This is a genomic window from Stenotrophomonas sp. RS-48, assembly GCF_030053245.1.
Lineage (GTDB): Bacteria > Pseudomonadota > Gammaproteobacteria > Xanthomonadales > Xanthomonadaceae > Stenotrophomonas > Stenotrophomonas maltophilia_P.
This window is the reverse complement of the sequence record NZ_JASGBV010000114.1, coordinates 1-1,529: the sequence shown is the minus strand read 5'-3', so window position 1 is coordinate 1,529 and position 1,529 is coordinate 1. Positions and strand designations below refer to the sequence as shown.

Genomic DNA, 1,529 nt, shown 5'->3' with positions numbered 1-1,529 from the left:
AAGGTCAGAAGATGTGGCAGGTGAAGGAAGTGCGTGCAACGAGCGTCCGGCAGGCGAAGCGGTACGCCGCAGCGCCGGCCGCCGGCCAGGCCTGAGGCAGGAGAAAACCAAGATGGATTTCATTCTTCTGGACTACACCACGCTGCGCGTGATCTGGTGGCTGCTGCTCGGCATCCTGCTGATCGGCTTCGCGGTGATGGATGGTTTCGACCTGGGAGTGGGCACGCTGCTGCCTTTCGTGGCCCGCACCGACGCCGAGCGCCGGCTGGTGATCAACACCATCGGCCCGGTATGGGAAGGCAACCAGGTGTGGCTGATCCTGGGTGGCGGTGCGATCTTCGCCGCCTGGCCGCCGCTGTACGCGGTCAGCTTCTCAGGCTTCTACCTGGCGATGTTCGTCATCCTGTTTGCCCTGATCCTGCGCCCGGTCGGCTTCAAGTTCCGCAGCAAGATGCCGGGCGAGCGCTGGCGCAACACCTGGGACTGGGCGCTGTTCATCGGCGGCTTCATCCCTGCGCTGATCATGGGCGTGGCGGTGGGCAACGTCCTGCTGGGCGTGCCGTTCCACTTCGATGACAGCATGCGCATCTTCTACACCGGCTCGTTCTTCGGGCTGCTGATGCCGTTCGCGCTGCTGGCCGGCCTGCTCAGCGTTTCCATGCTGGTGGCCCACGGTGCCGCGATGCTGGTGATCAAGACCGATGGCCCGGTGGCTGAACGCTCGGCACGCTTTGGCAGCATTGCCGCGCTGATCGCCTTCGCACTGTTCGCGGTGGGGGGAGCCTGGGTGGCCTTCGGCCTGCCGGGCTACCAGATCACCTCGCAGGTGATCACCGACGGCGCCACCAACCCGCTGCTGAAGAGCGCCGAGCTGGGCGCGGCCGGCGGCTGGATGCGCAACTACAGCACCATGCCGGCTACCCTGCTGGCGCCGCTGGTCGGCCTGCTTGGCCTGCTCGCCAGCGCGGTGCTGCTGCGTGCCCGTCGCGGCGGCCTGGCCTTCATCGCCTCCGGCGCAGCCATCGCCGGCATCATCCTGACCGTCGGCTTCGCGATCTTCCCGTTCCTGCTGCCGTCATCCAGCCAGCCCACCTCCAGCCTGACCGTGTGGGATGCCTCGTCCAGCCATCTGACCCTGTGGATCATGCTGCTGGCCACGGTGGTGTTCCTGCCGATCATCCTCGCTTACACCACCTGGGTGTACCGCGTGCTCAAGGGCAAGACCACCAGCGATGAAATGGGCAGCAACCCCAACGCCTACTGATCCCCTGCCTCCCAAGGAGAACCGAACATGTGGTATTTCGCCTGGATCCTCGGCGCCGGCCTCGCCTCGACGGTCGCCATCCTCAACGGCATGTGGTTCGAAGCCCGCGAACAGAACCGCATCGACACAGAGAATCGTCGCTGAAATGTAAAAAAACCTTGCCGCCCAGGCCTTCACACGGTATCTTAGGCGGCTCCTTCGGGGTGTAGCTCAGTCTGGTAGAGCGCTACGTTCGGGACGTAGAGGTCGCAGGTTCGAATCCTGT

At 64.8% G+C, this 1,529-nt stretch carries 2 protein-coding genes; both read left to right on the top strand.

The genetic code is table 11. From position 1 onward, the window contains the following. The first annotated feature begins 112 nt into the window (after positions 1–112). Entirely contained in the window at positions 113–1,264 is a 1,152-nt protein-coding gene (gene cydB / locus QMZ25_RS18045) for a cytochrome d ubiquinol oxidase subunit II (protein WP_053520343.1), read from the top strand. Positions 1,265–1,291: 27 nt separating this feature from the next. Continuing rightward, positions 1,292–1,408 carry a cytochrome bd-I oxidase subunit CydX gene (cydX, locus tag QMZ25_RS18040; protein WP_053520342.1) on the top strand — a complete coding sequence of 39 codons (117 nt, stop codon included), beginning with the start codon at positions 1,292–1,294 and terminating at the stop codon, positions 1,406–1,408. The last annotated feature ends 121 nt before the right edge of the window (positions 1,409–1,529 follow it).